We start from the raw sequence: 16617 nt of genomic DNA, 5'->3' as shown, positions 1-16617 counted from the left end.
ACGCTTTCCCTCGTCGCTCATCCGCTTCGCTCCTTCGCTCCTCAGTCCAAGCGTCGGCGCGCCCAAGCCGGACACTCTTCACGCTTGGCGCCGGTACCCCCAACTCCTCACGCACGGCGCCGGGATGGCCGAGCCCGAGGGTGGACTGAGCGCCAACGCCGTCGAGGCCGGATTTCTCGCGTAACGCCTTCGCCAGCGCGTAGCCAGGCATGTCGTTGCGTGGCCTGAAGGCGTCTCAGACACCGGGCCCCGTACGGCTGGAGCCTGCCTGGCGCCGGGGGGAGAAAGCACGTCCGTAGGCGATCTACCTGCGGAAACGTCCTGAGAAACCTTGAAACACCTCTTGTGTCCCCGTCAGCGGGCTACTACTGTCAGCAAAATAACCGAGCGAGTACTCGGTAAGTAAATCTGAAGCTCTGGAGGCGCTATGGGCGCCCTTCGCCTCGTCATCCGCCGTCTTCTGGCGTCGATGCCACTGCTTTTTCTCACATCCGCACTGACCTTCGTGCTCGTCTCCCTCGTTCCGGGAGATCCGGCCCGCACTATCGCGGGCCAGCACTCGACCGCCGAGCAGTACCGCCTCATCCGTGGTCAGCTCGGTCTCGACCAGCCACTGCCCGTGCAGTACTGGAACTGGCTCACCCAGGTGTTCCGGGGTGACCTGGGCTCCTCGCTCTTCAGCGGCGAGGCCGTGACGTCGATCCTGCAGAACCGGCTGCCGGTCTCGCTCTCGCTGATCCTGGCCAGCACCGTGGTCTCCGGCCTCGCCGGGGTCGCGCTCGGCCTGCTCAGCGCCCGTCGCGGCGGTGTGCTGATGAAGATCGTCGATGGGCTCGCGCTCTTCGGCCTGGCGGCTCCGCCGTTCTGGCTGGCGCTGCTCGTCATCGAGGTCTTCGCCGTGACGCTGCGCTGGTTCCCCGTGACGGGTTATGTCCCGCTTGAGGAGGATCCCGGCGGGTGGGCCGGGTCGCTGGTCCTGCCGGTCGTCTCGATCGCCCTGGGGGCGGTCGCCATCATCGCCAAGCAGACCCGTGACTCCGTGCTCGACACCATGAACAGGGACTTCATCCGGGTCATGCAGGCAAACGGCTTCTCGCCGCGCTCGATCCTCTACCGGCACATCCTGCGCAACGCCGCGCTGCCGATCGTGACCGTGTTGGGCGTGCTCATGGTGAGCCTGCTGGGAGCCGTGGTGTTCGTCGAGACCGTGTTCGCGATGCCCGGCGTCGCGAGCCTGACCCAGCAGGCGACCGTCCAGCACGACATCCCGGTCATCCAGGGCGCGGTCCTCTACATCACCGTCTTCGTGATCGTGGTGAACCTCGTGGTCGACCTCGCCTACGTACGCCTCGACCCCCGGGTAAGGACCTCGTGAAGACCACCTCCCGCCTGCTGCGCCGCCCCGCCGCCGTCGTCGCCGTCGCCTGGCTGGTCCTGCTGACCGTGGCCACCGCGTGCGCGCCGTTGATCGCCGCGCACGGTCCGCTCGACCAGGACCTGTCCCACGTGCTGGCGCTCCCCTCGGCCTCGCACCCCCTCGGCACCGACAGCCTGGGCCGCGACCTGCTCAGCAGACTCCTGTACGGCGGGCAGCCCGCGCTGCTCGCGGTCGCCGAGGCCCTGGTGGCCCACCTGGTGGTCGGGGTGACCCTCGGGCTGGTCGCCGGATACCTGGGCGGCTGGGCCGACACCCTGATCACCCGGGTCGGCGACCTGCTGTTCGCGCTGCCCGCGATCATCATCGTGCTGGTCGTGCTCTCGGTCTTCCCGGGCAACCTGCACGCCGCGATGATCACCTTCGGGGTGCTCGGCAGCCCGGGGCTCATCCGGGTGCTGCGCTCACGCACCCTGGGCATCCGGCAGGAGATGTACGTCGCGGCGGCGCGGGTCTGCGGCCTGTCCGACGCGCAGATCCTGCTGCGGCACGTCCTGCCCCGCCTGACCAGCACGGTCATCGTCCAGGCGGCCCTGTTCTCCGCGGTCGCGGTGATCATCCAGGCCGGGCTCGGCTTCCTCGGCCTTGGCGCGCAGCCGCCCGCCCCGAGCTGGGGCGGCCTGGTGGCCGACGCCTCCCAGGTGATCGACCGTGATCCGTGGATGCTGGTACCCGCCGGGGTGCCGCTGGTGCTGACGGTGGTCGCCCTGAGCATGCTGGGCGACGCGATCCGCGACAGCGCCGTGGAGAGCTGGTCGGTCTCCAAGCTCGCCACGGCCTCCGCCCCGCCGCCCGTGGCGAAGGAGCACGCCGAGGCCCCCGTGCCGGGGGCGCTGCTGTCCGTGCGGGACCTGACCGTCGAGATCGACGGCGTCCCCGTGGTCCAGGGCGTGAGCTTCGACGTCATGCCGGGTGAGACGCTCGGCGTCGTCGGGGAGTCCGGCTGCGGCAAGTCCGTCACCGCCCTGGGCGTCCTCGGCCTCGTCCCCGGCAACGGCCGCGTCACCGGGGGCCGGGTGGTCTTCGCCGGCACCGACCTGACCGCCTCCCCCACGGAGCTGGCCAGGGTCAGGGGCAGCGGCATCGCCTACGTCTCCCAGGACCCGATGGTCGCCCTTGACCCCACCTTCACCGTGCTCTCCCAGCTCCGCGAGGCCGTACGACGACACAGTGGGGCGAACCGGGAGCAGGCGCGGGAGCGGGTGCTGGAACTCCTGGCCATGGTCGGCGTCCCCGATCCGGAGGGCGTCGCCGGGCGTTACCCGCACCAGCTCTCCGGCGGCCTGGCCCAGCGGGTGCTCATCGCCCTCGCCCTCGCGGGGCGCCCGAAGCTCCTCATCGCCGACGAGCCGACGACCGCGCTGGACGTGAGCGTGCAGAAGGAGATCCTCACCCTGCTGCACACCCTCCAGCGCAGGACCGGGATCGCGGTGCTGATCGTCACCCACGACTGGGGGGTGGTGGCCACGCTCTGCCACCGTTCCCTGGTCATGTACGCGGGCCAGGTCGTCGAGCAGGCCGACGTGGAGTCCATGTTCGTCCGGCCCCTGCACCCCTACACCGCGGGTCTGCTGGCCGCCAACCCCCACCGGGCGGCGCACGGCCACGCGCTGACCACGATCCCCGGCACCGTCCCTTCCCCCAGGGAGTGGCCGGTCGGCTGCCGCTTCGCGGCCCGGTGCCCGTACGCGGGCGACGACTGCCGCGCCGCGCCCGTCGCGCTCACCGGACCGGCCCCGGCCAGGCTCACGCGGTGCCTGCACGTCGAGGAACTCGTCAGTGAAGGAGCCCGCCTGTGACCCCCCGCCCGCTGCTCCAGGTCACCGAACTCACCGTCGAGTACGGCCAGCGGCACGCCCCCACGCTGCGCGCGGCCGACGGCGTGTCCTTCGACGTCCGCCCCGGGGAGACCGTGGGCCTGGTCGGCGAGTCCGGTTCGGGCAAGTCGACCGTGGCCCGCGCGGTGCTGGGTCTCACCCCGGTCACCTCGGGGCGGATCCGCTTCGACGGCGCCGACATCACCCACGCCAACCGAAAGACCAGACGCGCCCTCAGCGCCCGGCTGCAGATGGTCTTCCAGGACCCGTACTCGTCGCTGAACCCGGCGCGGACCATCGGCCAGACGCTCGCGGAACCGCTGCTGGTCCACTCCGGAGAACGCGGAAAACCGGTCGGTGAGCGGGTCGCGGCCATGCTTGAGCGGGTTGGCCTGCCCGCGAAGGCCGCCGAGCGCTACCCCAGCCAGTTCTCCGGGGGGCAGCGCCAGCGCGTCGCCATCGCCAGGGCCCTCATGACGTCGGCCGAACTCGTCGTCTGTGACGAGCCGGTCAGCGCCCTCGACCTGTCGATCCAGGCGCAGACGCTGAACCTGCTGTCCGACCTGCAGCGGGAGCTGTCCCTCAGTTATCTGTTCATCGCCCACGACCTGCCGGTCGTCCGGTACCTGTCACACCGCGTCGTCGTCCTCTACCGGGGTCGCGTCATGGAGACCGGGCCGGTGGACCTGGTCTACGAGCGTCCCGCCCACCCCTACACCAGGGCGTTGCTCGCCGCGGTCCCCGACCCCGACCCGCGGATCAGAACCGGACGTCACGACGAGCCCGCCACCCCCAGGGGCGCGTCACAGCCGACGGCCACCGGCTGCCCTTTCGCGCCCAGGTGCGCACACGTCGTCGAGATCTGCCGGAGGGAACGTCCCGGGCTGCTGCCCGTCGACGGGGTTCCCGGTGGCGCGTCGGCCGCCTGCCACCGGGCCGCGGAGCTCACCCCCACCGGAAACGGCACGGTGGCCCGCGCGGTCGCCGTGGGCCGTCCGGGAAACGCTCACATGGAGGAAACGTGATGTCCAGGCATCGCGCAGTGGTCGGGATGATCTCGATCGCGCTCGTCACCGGATCGGTCGCCGCGTGCGGCGGCGGGTCCACCGGAGGATCGAACGCCGCCGAGACCCTCACCGTGGTCGCCAGCGCCGCCCCGGCGACCCTCGACCCGGTGAAGGCCAACGTCGGATCGGACAACTGGTTCGTCAACCTCGCCTACGACACCCTGCTCAGGCTCGGCCCCGACGGGGACGTCCAGCCGGGCCTGGCCGTCAGGTGGGGCTACGTCGGGAAGAACAACACGACCTTCGAGCTGAAGCTGCGCGAGGGCGTCAAGTTCGCCGACGGGACGCCGCTGACCGCGCAGGCCGTCGCCGCCTCGCTGGACTACGCCAGGAAGAACGGCCTCAACGCCGCGACCTGGTCGAGTGCCATCGAGTCGGTCACCGCGACGGGTCCGCTGACCGTGCGGATCAACTGCTCGACGCCGCATCCGGTGCTGCCGCTGCTGCTGGACCAGATCCAGCTCGTCGGCTCGGTCATCAGCCCGAAGGGCCTGGCGGACCCGTCGAAGATGGGAGCCAACAGCTTCGGGGCCGGGCCGTACGTGTTGGACAGTGCGCAGAGTGCGAGCGGCGACCACTACACCTACACGCCGAACCCCAACTACTGGGACAAGTCACGCATCCACTGGAAGAAAGTCGTCATCAAGGTCGTCACCAACCCCAGTTCGGCTCTCGACGCCGTCAAGACCGGGCAGGCCGACCTGACCGCGCTGGTCGCCAACCAGGCGGACACCGCGAAGTCCTCCGGGCTCGCGGTGATCAACGCGCCGATCGCCTTCGCCGGGGTCAACCTCGCCGACCGGGACGGGACGCTGGCCAAGCCGCTGGCGGACGTGCGGGTCAGGCAGGCCCTCAACTACGCCGTCGACCGCCAGGCCATCACCCAGGCGATCTTCAAGGAGTACGGCCAGCCGACCACCCAGCTCTCCCTGCCCGGTCTGGATGGGTACGTCCCCGACTACGACAACCGCTACCCCTACGACCCGGCCAAGGCGAAGAAGCTGCTCGCCGAGGCGGGCTACCCCGACGGGTTCACGCTGCGGGCCGAGGTGCAGGGGGTCAACGGCTTCGACCTGCTGCCCCAGGCCGTCTTCCAGCAGTGGAAGCAGGTCGGCGTCACGGTGAACGTCGTCACCGACACCACGGTCGGCGCCTTCCTGAGCAACGCGATGTCCAAGTCGTTCCCGGCGCTCGGCTTCGCCTACGGCGGCCTGCCGACCTACCTGACATCGCTGGACTGGATGCTCCCGCACGCCTCGCCGTTCAACCCCTTCGCCTCGCAGGACCCCAAGCTGGCCAAGCTGCTGGAGTCCGCCGCCTCCGCGCCGCAGGCCAGACAGCCGGGCCTGTACCGCGAGGCCATGCGCTACGTCGTGGACCAGGCGTGGTTCGTGGCCGTCTCCAGGCAGGACCAGATCTTCGCCTTCGACGGCAAGAAGCTCGACGGGGTGACGGTCGCCTCGGGCTACCTGCCCGACCTCGCCTGGGAGGTCAAGCCCAGGTGAACCCCCAGGGGGCGGGGTCGCGCCCGCCCCCCTCTCTGATGGAATGGTCCGAGGAGACGCAGATGATCGTGAACACCCACTACGGAGCCGTCGAGGGCCTGGTCAAAGGGGACGTCACCGCCTTCCTGGGCGTGCCGTTCGCCGCCTCCCCCGTCGGTGACCTGCGCTGGCGCCCGCCCGTGCCGCCCACCCCGTGGGCGGGGGTCAGACCCGCCGTCGAGTACGGCCCCGCCGTACCCCAGTGCCATGACGCCGTGGCCGAGGAGATGCTCGGCCAGCTCCCCTACCCCGCCGCGGAGGACGGCTGCCTGAACCTCAACGTCTGGACGCCGGGCACCGGCGGCGGGCCGAGGCCGGTGATGGTCTGGATCCACGGCGGCGCCTTCCTCAACGGCTCGGGCAGGGACGTCGTCTACGACGGCTCGCGCCTGGCCGCCAAGCACGGTGTGGTCGTGGTGACGGTCAACTACCGGGTGGGGGTCCTCGGGTTCCTGCACCTGGCCGAGGTGCTCGGCGCGGAGCACGTCTCCTCGGGCAACGTGGGCCTGCTCGACCAGGTCGCGGCGCTGCGTTGGGTCGGGGAGAACATCGCGGCCTTCGGCGGTGACCCCGGGAACGTCACGGTCTTCGGCCAGTCGGCCGGGGCGATGAGCATCGTGAGTCTGATCACCTCGCCCGTGGCCTCGGGGCTGTTCCACCGGGCCGTGGTGCAGAGCGGCAGCGGCGAGCTGGTCAGCTCCCCGGAGCGGGCCGACGCGGTGACCCACGAGCTGCTCGCCGTACTCGGCCTCGACGAGACCGAGACGCACCGGCTGTGGGAGGTCCCGGTGGCCGAGCTGGTCTCCGCGGAGGAGTCGGTCATCGCGGCGCTGCGGGCCGGGGGCGACGACGTCGGGCTGCCGTTCCTCCCGGTCGTGGACGGCGTCGTCCTGCCCGCCAGGCCGCTGGACACGATCAGGGCGGGGACGGTCACCCCGGTCCCGCTCCTGCTCGGCGCCAACCGCGACGAGGGCGGGCTCTTCCTGCTGGCCCCCGGCTCTCCTGAGCCGTCCCACGCCGCGCTCACCGGCGCCCGGCTGTTCCTCGAACCCACCGAACGGCTCGCCGAGGCCTACGCCGCGCTGACGCCGGATGTGTGGCGCTACCTGTTCACCTGGCGGTCGGGAGCGCGGGACGGCCTGCTCGGGGCATGTCACTCGCTGGAGCTGCCGTTCGTCTTCGACAACCTTGACCGGCCCGGCGTGTCGATCTTCACCGGCCCCAACCCGCCGCAGGCCCTGGCCGACGACCTCGGCGAGGCGTGGACGGCCTTCGCCCGCGACGGCGCCCCACCGACCGGCTGGCCGCGTTTCGATCTTGAGGACCGGTGGACCCGGCTGCTCGACGTACCCTGTTCGACGGAGCGTGACCCCTCGCGTCCCCTGCGGAGGCTACGGGCAGCGGCAGGTCTGTCAGATGAGGAAGATTGGTGACATGTCCAACCCCGGTCGGCCCCAGCCCCGCAGCCAGCCTCGTGGGCAGGCCCGTAAGGAGCACATCCTCGCGGTGGCGCTCAAGATCTTCGCGGAGAACGGCTACCGAGGCGCCTCCATCGCGGAGATCGCCGAGGGGTGCGGCCTGTCCCAGCCGGGTCTGCTGCACCACTTCCCCACCAAGGCCGACCTGCTCACCGCCGTCCTCGAATACCGTGACCGGCTCGACGCGGAGAAGTTCCACGTCGACGACCCGACCCCGGGCACCGCGGCGCTGCGGCACTACGTGAACATCGTCGAGCACAACGCGCACCTGCCCGGCCTGGTGAAGCTGTTCGCCATCGTGACCAGCGAGGCGGCCGTCAACCCCGCGCACCCCGCGCGGGACTGGGCCGTGGGCCGGTACGAGAAGCTCATCGGCGGCCTGGCCGCCAACCTGCGGCTCGGGGTGGAGGACGGCTCGATCCGCGCCGACGTGGACACCACGGCCGTGGCCCGGCTGGTGTTCTCGATGATGGACGGCCTGCAGCTGCAGTGGCTCCTCAACCCGGACCGGGTGGACATGCCCGGCCTCTTCCGAACCTTCATCGACGAACTGACCACCGAGATCACCACCCCCGACCGGTAGGCCGTATCTCACCTTCTCCCTGGTCCTCCGCCTGTCGACACCCGACAAAGAATCGCTTTTATTTACCCCGGCGACCCATTGGAAAGGCGGATTAACTTCCATCTTCCACAATGGCTTTTTCAATCAACGAGACGGGGTATTCGAACTGGTCTGCGACAAGCCGGCAGCCCCGTCACCACCGGGGCCCGGCGAACATCAAATGTTCTCATCCCGCAATCTCCACTCCGCCCTGTTTGGGGGAGGTCGGCATATGATCGACAGGCTTTATCGTTATACGACTCGATGTCGAGCCGAAGACCGGAGGATCATCCTTGTCGGGAAACTTGGACTGGTCCAGACTCACGCCTGACAGCCCGAAGCCTGTCGATCTGCGCACCAACCAGCCGCACTCCGCCCGGGTCTACGACTACATGCTGGGGGGCAAGGACAACTTCGCGGCCGACCGCAAGGTCGCCGAGGAGGTCATGGCCCTCTCCCCCTACCTGCGGGTCTCCGTACGGGCGAACCGGAACTTCATGGTCCGCGTGGCCCGCTACCTCGCCTCCGAGCTGGGCATCACCCAGTTCCTGGACATCGGCACCGGCCTGCCGACCTCGCCGAACCTCCACGAGGTCGTGCAGCGGGTCAACCCCGAGGCGCGGATCGTCTACATCGACAACGACCCCATCGTGCTGCAGCACGCCCGCGCGCTCCTCGTCGGCACCCCGACCGGCAAGACCAGCTACATCGACGCCGACATCCACGACCCGCAGGGCATCCTCGACGCCGCCGAGACGCAGAACACCCTCGACCTGGGCAAGCCCGTCGCCCTCTGCCTGATCGCCATCCTGCACTTCATTCCCGACGAGCAGGAGGCGCACGAGATCGTCAGGAAGCTCCTGCGGCCCCTGCCCTCCGGCAGCGCCCTGGCCCTGTCGACGATCGCGGTTGACGCCGCCCCCGAGCGCGTCACGTCGGCAGTCGCGGCCTTCAACGCCCGGGGCATCGCCTCGAAGACCCGCACCAGGGCCGAGGTCGACCTCTTCTTCGAGGGGCTCGACATCGTTCCCCCCGGCCTCGTCCCCGTGCACCACTGGCATCCCGACGCCGAGGCGAGATCCCTCAAGGACGACGAGGTCTCGATGTACGGAGGCATCGGCATCAAGCGCTGAACCGCCGTGGCATGCTGGCCGGGTGACACCCGAGGACCTCGCCCACCTGCGCCGGGCCCGTGACCTCATGGACCGTGAGTACGCCCGCCCCCTCGACGTCCCCGCGCTCGCCCGCGCCGCGTTCATGTCGCCCGGCCACTTCTCCCGCAGCTTCAAGGCCGCCTACGGCGAGACGCCGTACAACTACCTCATGACGCGCCGCATCGAGCGGGCCAAGGCGCTGCTGCGCAGGGGCGACCTGTCGGTGACCGAGGTCTGCGTCGAGGTCGGCTGTACCTCCCTCGGCTCGTTCAGCTCCCGCTTCACCGAGCTGGTCGGCGAGAGCCCCAGCTCCTACCGGGCCCGCGACCACAGCGGGGACGCCGCCGTACCGGCCTGCTACGCCAGGATCATCACCCGTCCGAGCAGGATCCGAGAAGCCCCCGTCGAGGACGCCTGAGTACGGTTCCCCCATGGCACTCACGCTTTCCCACGTCTTCCTCGAAGTCCGCGACCAGGACGAGGCCGTCGCCTTCTACCGGGATGTCCTCGGCCTGCGGGTCAACTCGGACGTCGTGATCGAGGGATACCGCTGGCTCACCCTCACCACGCCCTCCCAGCCCGACGTCGAGATCGTCCTGAACCAGGTCGGGATGGTCCACCCGACCGACCGCGAGCAGCTCGAAGCGCTGCTGGCCAAGGGGGTGCTGAACGGCGTCTTCTTCAAGGCCGACGACGTGGACGCCACCTTCGAGAAGATCCGCGAGTCCGGGGTCGAGGTGCTCCAGGAGCCGATCGACCAGCCCTACGGCGTCCGCGACTGCGCCTTCCGCGACCCCTCGGGCAACATGATCCGCTTCTCCGGACCAAAACGCTCCCGATAGGTAGATTCCGGGTGCCTGCCCACGGGGCACTAGGCTGACCGGCATGGCGGAGATCTTCGTCCCGGACGGGTCTTGGACATTCGACGGCGAGACCCTAAGGATCGTCCCGGGTGGAGACAAAAGCGTCCATGAGCTGCGCAGACTCGTCGGTGAGCTGACCGTTCCACTCGCCGCGATCAGCAGCGTGTCCTTCGAGCCCGCGCGCAAGGGCGGAAATCTCCAACTTCGTCTGCGGCCGGGCACCGATCCGCTCACTGACGTGGCCGCGGGGCGGCTCACCGGGCCCGCCGACCCCTACCGGCTGGCGATCCCCAAGGACCGCACCGGGGCCGCGAGCTACCTCGCCGACGAGGTGCGCGCCTACCTGTCGGTCGAGCGGACCACGGAGACGCCCCCCGAGGGGTTCCTGCTGTCCGGGCCCGCCGTGCCGATCTCCGCGACGGCGGGCGACGGCACGGTGAACTTCGATGGCCACACCGTCTGGCTCGACTGGACCGGCTTCGCCAAGACCGCCAAGCAGGCCGCGGGGTCCAGGACGTTCCCGCTGCGGGAGGTCACCGGCGTCGAGTGGGCCCCGCAGTCCGGCATGGGCTACGGACGGCTCCGCTTCCACCTCAACGGCACCGCCTCGGCGAAGGCCCCCGAGGAGGACCCCAACTGCGTCTCCTGGGGGGTGCAGCGCTACGGCGGCTCGACGATCCTGGTCGCCGCCGCCGTGCACGCCAGGCTGCCACGCCGTACGGCCGTCGCCCCCGCGCCGACCCTCGACCCGAAGGATGAGCGGGAGAAGCTGCTGCGCCGGGTGGCGGAGTTGGAGAACCACGACGCCGTCCTGCGCCGCCTTGGCGAACTCGGCGAGCTGCGCCGCTCGGGCGTGCTCACCGAGGACGAGTTCACCTACGCCAAGCAGGCCCTGCTCGCCCGTCTCAACGAGGAGTGAGTTCAGACCGCCCCGAGATAGGTCCAGGCGCCGCCATCCCTGACGAACCGGCTGTTCTCCTCCATCTCCCCCGGCACGCCCCGCTCCAGATAGTGGGCACGGAAACGCACTGTCCCCTCGGTGTGTACGGCGCTGCCGCCGGTGGTCTCCAGGATCTCCAGACGCACCCAGCGCAACCCGCCGCCGAGATCAAGCCGCGCGGGACGGGTGCTCGGGTGCCAGGTGCGCAGCAAGTAACCGGCGTCCCCCACACTGAAGGCGCTGAACCGGGAGCGCATCAGCGCCTCCGCGGTGCTCGCCGCCGCCTCCCCCCGGTGCAGCGGACCACAGTGGTCCCGGTACGGCACGGCGGCCCCGCAGGGGCACGAGGCGGCTGCGGGGCGGAGCTTGGCGCGAGGCGACATGCCCTCATTGTGCACATGGTTCAACGCTGGATCACCCACCCCGGCACCCAGGTCCCCGCGGCACCGTGACCACCCGCCATCCCGGCGAGGTGGGCACGCAGGGTGGCCAGCGCGGGGTGGGGATTGTCGCGGCGCCACAGGAGCGAGTGCGGGTAGACGGGCTCGGGATCGGTCACCGGGATACGTCGCAGGCCGTAGCCCGCGGGCCAGACGAGGCGGGTCCGCTCGCCCATGAAGGTGGCCAGGGCCGGGGTGTCGGCGACGGTGTCGAGCAGCGCGTCCGAACCGAAGTTCGGCCCGGTCGCCTCGATCGTGAGCCCGAACGCGGCGACGAGATCGTCGTAGTAGGCGCCCCACTCGGTGCCGGGGACGATGCCCGGCATCCAGATCCGGTGCCCGACGAGCTGGGCCATGGTCACCGACCGGGCATCCGCCAACGCGTGGGCGGGGCCGGTGAAAAGCTGGAGCGACTCGTCGAGCACCCGCACGGACTCGACGTCCTCGGGCAGGGCCCTGCCCGGCATGGCGACGGCCCGGAAGGTCGCGTCGATCACCCCGGACCGGATCGCGGAGACGGCCGCCTCGATGTCGTGCAGCATCACCACGTCGAGCTCGACCTCGGGATACGCCCGGTGGAAGTCACGCATCAGACCGGAGGCCGCCCCGCGCGAGGCGATCACGTCGACGCGCAGCGGACGACTGCCGACCCGCACCGACGCGACCGCCCGCTCGGCGACCCTGAGCAACTCCCGGGCGTGCGGCAGGAACGCCTGCCCGTCGATGGTCAGCTCGGCACCACGCGGCGTCCGCGTGAACAACCGCACCCCGAGGGTCCGCTCCAACGCGGCTATGCGTTTCGAGACGGCCTGCTGCGTAACCGCCAACTCAGCCGCGGCCTCCTGGAACTGCCCCACTTCAGCGGCGACGACAAACGTCCTGACGGCGTCGAGATCCATCCTCGAACCCTAGTGGGACAACCGCTGGTTGTGGCTGAGCGGGTTCTCGGTTGTTTGATCGCCTGGTACGGCGGGCGGTTTGATGCGTTGGGTCGCTGGTTGGTTGTACGGGGGTGGACATGCGAAGCGGTTACCGGTCGGAGCGGTTGGGGCGGTTCGGGTGGCGGTTGGGGTCGCTGAAGCGCGTCGGGGAACGGCCGGGGAGTTCTGGCCAACCAGGACGGTTCGGATGGCGGTTGGGCCAGCGGGTCGAGTCGCGGCCGGGGCGGTTCGGAAGCTCTGGACGGTCGAGACGGTTCAGGTGGCGGTTGGGGCAGTCGGAACGGCGGTTCGGGGGGCGGTCGGAAAAGTTTGGGTGGTGGCCGGAACGCTTCAGGTGGCGGTTGGGATGGCCGGAGTCGTTCGGGCCGCAGTTGGGATGGTTCGGACGGTGGCCTGGACGGCGGACCGAGCAGCGGTCGGGGTGGCCGAAGCGGTCCGGGCACCGGTTGGGGCGGCGGTTCGGGTGGCTCTGGGGAGCGTATGGAACCAGCGCGCTCGGCACGTGGCTCGCCTTCGGCGCCTTTCCGCTGATCGCCGTCCAGGTGCTGCACGCCGGACCCGCCGAGGTCGCGGCGCTGTCCTCCGTGGGAGCCGCGGTCGGCGCCGTCGTGGCGATTCCGCTCGGCCCGTGGGTGGAGTTCCGCGGCAAGCGGCCCGTGCTGATCGGCACCGACCTGGTGCGGTTCGCGGCGCTGCTGACGATCCCCGCCGCGTTCGCGCTCGGCGTGCTCTCCTTCGTCCAACTGCTGCTGGTCTCGGTTGTCGTCGCGGCCGCCGACATCACCTTCCGCGCCGCCTCGGGCGCGTACCTGAAGACGCTGCTTCCCGCCGAGCACCTGCTCGTCGCCAACGCCCGTTTCGAGTCAACGACCTGGACGACCACGATCATCGGCCCACCCCTGGGTGGCGCCGCGATCGGCCTCCTCGGCCCGGTGGCGACCGTACTGGCCGACGCCCTCAGCTACCTCCTCTCGGCCCTGGGCATCCACATGACAGGCGTCCGCCAAGGCTCACACCCTGAACACCGGAAAGCCACACGCACGCGGACCGGGGACTCACGCCCCGAACACCAGGAAACGACGCACACGCGGGCCGGAAACCCACTCCCGGCCCTCCACACGACAGGCGACATCACGTCCCAGAGCACCCGCCAGGAGCCACACCCCGAACACCTGGAGACCACGCACGTCCACGCGACCGGCACCCAGAAGCCGCAGTACGAACGCCGGGAAACCGCACATGCACAGACCGGAACCCCGCTCGCGTCCGTGGACCCCCCTCACGACCACCGGAAACCCGCGCGCCCGCGGGCCGGAGACCTGCTCGACGGTTGGCGGTACATCCTCGCTGACGCGACGTTGCGGCCCCTGTTCCTCAACACGGCCCTGTTCAACGGCCTGGTGATGGCCGCCGACGCGCTGCTGGCCGTACTCATGCTCGGGCAGCTCGGGTTCACCGCGTGGCAGTACGGCCTGGCCTTCGCCGTGCCCGCGATCGGCGGGCTGCTCGGTTCACGACTGACCCGGCCGCTCGTGGCCAGGTTCGGGCAGCACCGGGTGCTGGTCGTGGCCGGGACGCTGCGCGCGCTCTGGCCCGTCGGCCTGGCCTTCGTGGGGCCCGGCGCCGGGGGGCTGCTGCTGGTGATGGGGGTCGAGTTCGGTCTCATCCTCTGCTGCGGAGTCTTCAACCCGGTCCAGGCCACCTACCGTCTCGAACGCACCGCGAACGACCGGATCACCCGCACGCTGTCCGCCTGGTCCGTGACGACCAAGGCGACGACCGCGCTCCTGACGGCCACGTGGGGCGTGCTGGGCACCCTGTTCGGCCCACGCGTGGCCATCGGCCTGGCCGGTGTGTTCCTCCTGGCCACCCCGCTCCTGCTCCCCCGCCGCTCCACAACCATCAAGGAGACAGCATGACCGTCACACCCCCGCCGCTGGACCCCGGGACGTCCGCACTGCTCGTCATGGACTACCAGCGCGGCATCCTCGCCTCGCTCCCCGACTCGACCGACCAGGAGGCGCTGCTGACGCGGGTGGCGGGTGCCGTCGCCGACATGCGGGCGTACGGCGCCGCCATCGTCCACGTGCACGTCGGGTTCACCGAGGCCGACTGGGCGGCGATCCCGTCGGCCAACAGATCCTTCTCCTACCTGGGAAAGCAGCGCCTCATGCACCACGCGGACCCCGCGACGGACATCCATCCCCGGCTCGCCCCCGAGCCCGGTGACATCGTCGTCCGCAAGACCCGCTTCGGCGCGCTGTCCACGACGGACCTGGACCGGCGGCTGCGGGACCGTGGAATCACCACCCTCGTCCTCGCCGGTGTCACCACCGGCGGCGTCGTGCTGTCCACCGTCGCCGACGCCGCCGACCGCGACTACCGGCTCCACGTCCTCTCCGACGGCGTCGCCGACCCGGACCCGCACCTCCACCGGACCCTGCTGACCGGCGTCTTCCCGAGGATGGCCCACATCATCGACTCCGTGGAACTGCGCTCGCTCCTGCGCGAGGGCTGAGGGCCAGGGCGGCGGCCAGGCACGCGACCGGGAAGACCGGCAGCACGTAGCGGTGGTCGAAGTCGAGCGCCGCGACCGGCCCGACCAGCAGGAACAGTGCGACCGCCCAAGGCAGCAGTGCCGTACGGCGCCGCCGCAGCACCCCGAGCCCGCCGAGCAGCAGGACCACGCCCAGCAGCGGGCCGTGCAGGAAGACCGGATAGGGGTAGGCCGCCAGCACCCCCGCGTACGGCTCGACGGAGGACAGCCCGCGAATGCCCGGGTCGTACTCCTGACGAACCTTGTCGATCAGCGGGAAGGCGGGCAGCGGCCAGCTCCCCCTGGGGAAGGTGAGGGCCGCGTTGACCCGCTTCGGGTGGGCGACCGGGGTCCAGGTGAAGGCGAGCGAGGTGTCCCTGGCGACGTCGCGGAGATAGTCGAACGGCTGGGCGGCGATGGCCCGCAGCGCGAACGACCTGGCCAGGTCGTTGTGGGAGAAGCGGTCACCGGGCAGCCGGTTGAGCGAGGCGCCCGGCGCCCAGACGTACTCGGAGGCCGCGTCGACAACGGTGCCGTTCGGGCACAGCACGGCCTCCCGCGCCGGGGGCCTGATCACCGCGCAATCGGCGAAGGTCATGGTCCGCGCCCACAGCGCCACCCCGTCGGAACCGCTGAGCGCGAACCTGCCGTGGTTGGCCGCGTACCACCCCGCGTAGGCCCCCAGCGGCACGACCCCCGCCAGCACCAGCGCCACCACCGACCGCCAGCCCGCCCGCCGTACGAGAAGGTAGAGCAGCAGCAGGCCCAGCAGCGGCACCGCGGCCGTCCTGGTCAGCCCGGCGAAGGCCACCAGCAGACCCGCGCAGGCGGCGGCCTGGACCGTCGGCACCCGCCGCCACAGCAGCACCGTGAGCGCGGCCACCACGAGGAAGATCAACTGGGTGTCCGACAGGACGGCGTGCTCAAGCCGCAGGAACGCCGGGTCGAACAGGACGGGCAACGTCGCCAGGGTCGCCCCCCAGCCGGGCAGCGACCAACGTCGCAGCGTCACGTAGACCATCAACGCGATGCCCAACCCCATGGCGTGCTGGACGCCCGCGATCACCTCCACACTGTGGAAGGGCCACAGCGCCCGCAACAGAAGGGGATACCCGGCCGGATGAAACTGCCCGGACGGCCTCAGGTGCACGGCAGTATCGAGATAGGTGAACGAGTCGTACCAGTAGAGCTGGGCGGGCCGGTAACCAAGCATGACCAGCCCTCGTAGCGCCCCCGCGCCCACGAGAACCACCACAAACACCCAATGCCGCCGAAGCCCCTGACCATACGACCACTTTTCCGGCACGGCGGCCCCGACCACCTCGGACGATGACCCCGAGGACTCTCGTGACGGTTCCGGCGGCGCTTCCGGCACAGCGGACAACCCGGATGCCCTGTCCTGCCAAAACGCCGCGCCGTACAACCTGCCAGAAGGCTGCTTTTCCAGTACGGCGAGCGGCCTGGATACCCCCTCGGGCGGTAACCCTGAGGACTCCGGGGACTCTCGTGGCGGTTCCAAGGGTGCTTCCGGCGCGGCGGACAACCCAGATGTCCTGTCCTGCCGAAACGCCGCGCCGTACAACCTGCCAGAAGGCCGCTCTTCCGGTACGGCGAGCGGCCTGGACACCCCCTCGGGCGGTGGCCCCGAGGACTCCGGCGGTTCCAAGGGTGCTTCCGGCTCAGCAGCCCCGGGCCGCCGAAGCGCCGCGCCGTACGACCCACCAGCGGACTGCCTTTCCGATACGGCGAGCAACCCGGACGTCCCAACTGCCTCGAACGGTGACCCCGAGGACTCCGGCGG

15 protein-coding genes are annotated in these 16617 nt (G+C 70.5%); 12 read left to right on the top strand and 3 right to left on the bottom strand.

What is annotated here, in order from left to right:
- Positions 1-427: 427 nt before the first annotated feature.
- The 10 genes from FHS44_RS02475 to FHS44_RS02430 all read left to right on the top strand — a co-directional run bounded on the left by FHS44_RS02475 (position 428) and on the right by FHS44_RS02430 (position 10878).
- A complete protein-coding gene (locus tag FHS44_RS02475; RefSeq protein WP_184712213.1) occupies positions 428-1375 on the top strand; it encodes an ABC transporter permease in 948 nt (315 codons plus the stop codon).
- Positions 1372-3234, top strand: coding sequence for a dipeptide/oligopeptide/nickel ABC transporter permease/ATP-binding protein (locus tag FHS44_RS02470; RefSeq protein WP_184712212.1), 1863 nt, complete (start codon positions 1372-1374; stop codon positions 3232-3234). The genes FHS44_RS02475 and FHS44_RS02470 overlap by 4 nt, the downstream gene beginning before the upstream one ends.
- Positions 3231-4277, top strand: coding sequence for an ABC transporter ATP-binding protein (locus FHS44_RS02465; protein WP_184712211.1), 1047 nt, complete (start codon positions 3231-3233; stop codon positions 4275-4277). The genes FHS44_RS02470 and FHS44_RS02465 overlap by 4 nt, the downstream gene beginning before the upstream one ends.
- Entirely contained in the window at positions 4277-5824 is a 1548-nt protein-coding gene (locus FHS44_RS02460; RefSeq protein WP_184712210.1) for an ABC transporter substrate-binding protein, read from the top strand. The genes FHS44_RS02465 and FHS44_RS02460 overlap by 1 nt, the downstream gene beginning before the upstream one ends.
- A gap of 62 nt (positions 5825-5886) precedes the next feature.
- Positions 5887-7296 carry a carboxylesterase/lipase family protein gene (locus tag FHS44_RS02455; protein ID WP_221460290.1) on the top strand — a complete coding sequence of 470 codons (1410 nt, stop codon included), beginning with the start codon at positions 5887-5889 and terminating at the stop codon, positions 7294-7296.
- 1 nt (position 7297) lies between these two features.
- The gene (locus FHS44_RS02450; RefSeq protein ID WP_184712208.1) at positions 7298-7924 is read left to right on the top strand and encodes a TetR/AcrR family transcriptional regulator; all 627 of its coding nucleotides are present in this window, start codon (positions 7298-7300) and stop codon (positions 7922-7924) included.
- A gap of 311 nt (positions 7925-8235) precedes the next feature.
- Positions 8236-9075: an SAM-dependent methyltransferase gene (locus tag FHS44_RS02445; RefSeq protein ID WP_221460289.1), complete on the top strand. Its 840-nt coding sequence runs from the start codon at positions 8236-8238 to the stop codon at positions 9073-9075.
- Positions 9076-9142: 67 nt separating this feature from the next.
- Entirely contained in the window at positions 9143-9514 is a 372-nt protein-coding gene (locus FHS44_RS02440; protein WP_221460442.1) for a helix-turn-helix transcriptional regulator, read from the top strand.
- A gap of 13 nt (positions 9515-9527) precedes the next feature.
- Positions 9528-9938 (top strand): VOC family protein, encoded by a 411-nt coding sequence (locus FHS44_RS02435; RefSeq protein ID WP_184712206.1) that lies wholly within the window; start codon positions 9528-9530, stop codon positions 9936-9938.
- Positions 9939-9981: 43 nt separating this feature from the next.
- Complete coding sequence (locus FHS44_RS02430; protein WP_184712205.1) at positions 9982-10878, top strand: DUF4429 domain-containing protein; 897 nt, start codon at positions 9982-9984, stop codon at positions 10876-10878.
- 2 nt (positions 10879-10880) lie between these two features.
- Here FHS44_RS02430 and FHS44_RS02425 read toward each other — a convergent pair whose 3' ends face one another.
- Both FHS44_RS02425 and FHS44_RS02420 read right to left on the bottom strand, forming a co-directional pair.
- Positions 10881-11282, bottom strand: coding sequence for a YchJ family protein (locus tag FHS44_RS02425; protein WP_184712204.1), 402 nt, complete (start codon positions 11280-11282; stop codon positions 10881-10883).
- A gap of 20 nt (positions 11283-11302) precedes the next feature.
- Entirely contained in the window at positions 11303-12238 is a 936-nt protein-coding gene (locus FHS44_RS02420) for a LysR family transcriptional regulator (protein WP_184712203.1), read from the bottom strand.
- Between the two features lie 488 nt (positions 12239-12726).
- Here FHS44_RS02420 and FHS44_RS02415 point away from each other — a divergent pair, with 488 nt between their 5' ends.
- Complete coding sequence (locus FHS44_RS02415) at positions 12727-14199, top strand: MFS transporter (RefSeq protein WP_184712202.1); 1473 nt, start codon at positions 12727-12729, stop codon at positions 14197-14199.
- Positions 14196-14798: a cysteine hydrolase family protein gene (locus tag FHS44_RS02410; RefSeq protein WP_184712201.1), complete on the top strand. Its 603-nt coding sequence runs from the start codon at positions 14196-14198 to the stop codon at positions 14796-14798. The genes FHS44_RS02415 and FHS44_RS02410 overlap by 4 nt, the downstream gene beginning before the upstream one ends.
- Here the strand turns inward: FHS44_RS02410 and FHS44_RS02405 are convergent.
- Positions 14755-16068 (bottom strand): hypothetical protein, encoded by a 1314-nt coding sequence (locus FHS44_RS02405; RefSeq protein WP_312863506.1) that lies wholly within the window; start codon positions 16066-16068, stop codon positions 14755-14757. The two genes, FHS44_RS02410 and FHS44_RS02405, sit on opposite strands and share 44 nt — an antisense overlap.
- Positions 16069-16617 lie beyond the last annotated feature (549 nt).

The organism is Streptosporangium saharense (assembly GCF_014203715.1).
GTDB classification, from domain to species: Bacteria; Actinomycetota; Actinomycetes; order Streptosporangiales; family Streptosporangiaceae; genus Streptosporangium; species Streptosporangium saharense.
This window is presented reverse-complemented; position numbering and strand designations above follow the sequence as displayed.